Genomic DNA, 2967 nt, shown 5'->3' on the forward strand with positions numbered 1-2967 from the left:
CCAGCGCGCTCAGCCGGTGTACGCCGGTGTCGAGCGACTCGCCGGCTTCGAGGGGCACATCCACACGGGTGCAGGCGGCGCGGGGGAGATCGCCCTCGATCGCCTCCGCACCGTCGACGAGCAGCATGGCGCGCGCAGACGGCGAGCCCTGCCATTGCGGAACGACGATGAACCGGGTCATGTGCCCATCTTCCCCTGAAGCGGCGTGCCGAAACGACCGGCCGCGCCGTGTAAACCCCTGGCTGTGACGACAGCGGGCGCCGCTCCGTGAGGAGACGGCGCCCGCTGTCGGTTCGGGGCTCAGGCTCCGGCGTCGATCGCCTTCGCCGGGGCGCCGGACTTCAGCGCGGCCAGGCGCGCCTCGACCTCGGTGAGCTCGCCCACGTCCTCGAGCTGGTTGAACTGGGCGTCGATGCTCGATGCCGCGAGCTCCTGCTTGCCGGCGGCCAGGGCCTCCTGGCGGCGCACCTTGTCTTCGAAGCGACCGAGCTCGCTGGTGGGGTCGAGCACGTCGATCGACCGCACCGCGTCGTGCACCTTGGTCTGGGCCTCGGCGGTCTTCGCCCGGGCCAGCAGCTCGGAGCGCTTCGACTTCAGCTGCTCCAGCTTGCCCTTCATGCCGTTGAGGCCGTCCTTGAGCTTCTCGACGACCTCGCTCTGGGTGGCGATGGTCGGCGCGATCGCCCGTGCCTCGTTCTCTTCGCTGATCTGGCGCTGCAGGGCGATCTTGGCGAGGTTGTCGAACTTGTCGGCGTCGGCGAGGTTGCCGGCCGTGCGCAGCTGGTCGGCCTTGCGGCTGGCGGCGAGGGCCTTGTTGCCCCACTCGGCGGCCGCCTGCACGTCCTCCTGGTGGTCGCGCTCCAGCAGGCGCAGGTTGCCGATCGTCTCGGCGATGGCCGACTCGGCGTCGGCGATGGAGTTGCTGTAGTCGCGGACGAGCTGGTCGAGCATCTTCTGCGGGTCCTCGGCGGAATCGAGGAGCGCGTTGATGTTCGCCTTCATAAGGGTCGAGATGCGACCGAAGATGGACTGCTTTGCCATGGGTGTTGCCTTCCTATCACGTTGACGTGGAGTGGTCTGGGATGCCGCGGTGCGGCGGGCCCGGAGGATCAGAAGCGCCCCCCTCCGCGGCGGCCGCGGGTGCCCCCGCCGCCGAAACTGCCGGGGCGGAACGAGCCGCCACCGCTGCGACCGCGGCTGCTGCCGCCGCCGCCCATCATGCCGCCGAAGCCGCCGCCGCCCCGGGAGCGGCCACCTCCGCCGCCGCTGAGCAGCGAGTTGATGACGATGCCGCCGAGCACGGCCCCCAGCATGCCGTTGCCGCCTCCCCCGCCGCCGTAGCCCCCGCCGCCGTAGCCGCCGCCGAAGCCGCCGACGTCGGTCTGGGCGTACTGGATGGCCTGCGCGGCCAGCTGGTGCGAGCGCTGGGCCAGGGGGAGTGCCTGCTCGGGCGAGGTCGCCGCCAGCTGCTGCGCCTGCGCGAGCGCCGCGGACGCCTCGGCCAGTCGGGTGCGGGCCTGCGCGCCGACGGCGCCACGGCGCGCCGACACGTAGTCTTCGGCCGCCGACACCTGAGCCTGGGCCTGCGCGAGCTGCTGTCCGAGCATCTGCTGCGCGCGCTGGGCGCGCTCCTGCGCGGTGCGGACGGCGGCGACGACCCCGTCGATGCGGGTGTTGGCGGTCTCGAGGGCCTCGAGGGTGGCCAGCGGACGCTTGGCCGCCGTCGCGAGGTTCTGCCGCGCAGAGTCGACCTGCTGGCGGGTCGCCGCCACGGCTGCGGCGACCTGGCCGTCGGGGTCGGGGAGCGAGGCGGCGACGGCCATGTCGTGCTCGAGGTCGGCGATGAGGGCGCCGGCATCCTTCTCGGCCTTGCCGAGGTCGGTCTGCAGCCGACCGATGGCGTCCTCGAGGAGGGCAGCCTGCTCGACGGCGTCTTCGGCTGCGCGGATGCCGACGGCCGCGGTGCCGCCGTCGCCGGCGGCGATGGCACGGGCCGCCTGTGCCAGCTGCTCGTCCGCGAACGCGATGCGCTCCCTGGCCTGCAGCGGGTTGTCGCTGACCGTCGCCAGAGCCTCGGGCGCGTAGCGAGCGTGCAGCGCCTGCAGCGCAGCTTCTGCGGCATCCAGTCGTCCGGCGACGGCCGCGCGCTCTTCCTGCACGCGGGTGAGGGCCTCGGGTGCGTTCTGCTCGAGCTTGCGCAGCTCGTCGAAGTCGGCGGCCTTCTCGTCGAGTCCGGCATCCGCCTGCTCGCACAGCCGCAGGATCTCGGTGTTCCACTCCCGCACCTGCTGCTCGGTGTCGGGTTCGGAGTCGTCGAGACGCTGCTGAAGCGTGAAGGCCTTCGTGAGGTTGTCCTTCGCCGTCGCCAGGGCCTGCTGGAACTCCACCGTGGCCTGGTCGCCGAACTGCGCGCGCGCGAAGCCGAGCTCCTGCTCGCTGGTGCGGACGGCATCATCGGTGGCGACGAGCGCCGACGCGGCACGTCGTTCCAGTTCGGGGAGGGGGATCTGCTCGACGGTGTCGTCCTTCTTGGCGCGGCCTCCCGCGGCCTTGGAGCGGCGTGAGCGCACGACGAGAAGGACGATGACCGCGATGGCGATGGCGCCCAGGGCGATCCACAGCCAGGCGCCGCTCCCGCCGGGCTCGAGGTCGGACTCGAAGCGGTCCGCGGCGAGCTCGATGGCGCCGCTGTAGTCATCGGCTCCCAGCAGCGGCCGCATCGCCTGTTCGGTGGCGGTCAGCTCGCTGTCGCTGAGGGGGCCGCCGTCGTCGGCGGAGATGTAGTACTGCCTGCCCTCTGTGGCGATGGCCAGCAGGTACTGCGTCTGCCCCAGGCCGTTGCCGAACGCGACGGCATCCGCCCACTCCTGGCGGTCCGAGGGATTGGTGAACTCGTCCACGAGGACGACGAAGAGGTCGACCCCGGTCGCGTCGTAGAGTCCGTCGAGGCGGTCCTCCACCTCGGAC

Annotated in this window: 2 protein-coding genes and 1 pseudogene; all 3 read right to left on the bottom strand. The window is 72.1% G+C overall.

Features of this window, described 5'->3' with window-relative positions:
• Positions 1-181 (bottom strand): annotated as a pseudogene (locus NQ160_RS21670) (arginase family protein); the annotation flags it as partial.
• A 119-nt stretch (positions 182-300) separates the two neighbouring features.
• Positions 301-1041 (bottom strand): PspA/IM30 family protein, encoded by a 741-nt coding sequence (locus tag NQ160_RS21675; protein WP_257517129.1) that lies wholly within the window; start codon positions 1039-1041, stop codon positions 301-303.
• Positions 1042-1109: 68 nt separating this feature from the next.
• On the bottom strand, positions 1110-2967 hold a 1858-nt coding region (locus tag NQ160_RS21680; RefSeq protein WP_257517130.1), incomplete at its 5' end, for a TPM domain-containing protein.

Source organism: Microbacterium sp. zg.Y909 (assembly GCF_024626565.1).